Source organism: Oleiphilus sp. HI0043 (assembly GCF_001634935.1).
The window spans coordinates 1-270 of record NZ_LWEY01000885.1; the positions used below are offsets into that span (position 1 = coordinate 1).

A 270-nucleotide genomic window follows, 5' to 3' on the forward strand; every position below is an offset into this window, starting at 1 on the left:
TTAGTCGAGGCTTATTTGGTAAAGCGCCTAACACGGCTTATATCGAGAAGACGCTAAAAGACTTATCACTGTGGGATAAGAAAGATAACCGTATTATGGAGTTGTCAGGTGGTATGAAGCGCCGTGTGTTGATAGCCAAAGCGCTGTCGCATGAACCCAAGATTTTATTCTTGGATGAGCCGACAGCTGGGGTTGATGTTGAGCTGCGAAAAGATATGTGGGAGTTGGTCCGTAAGCTTCGAGAAAAGGGGGTCACGATTATCCTCACCA

General features: G+C 46.3%; 1 protein-coding gene. It reads left to right on the top strand.

The features are described 5' to 3' along the window. On the top strand, positions 1-270 hold a 270-nt coding region (locus tag A3729_RS10035; RefSeq protein ID WP_156497860.1), incomplete at both ends, for an ATP-binding cassette domain-containing protein.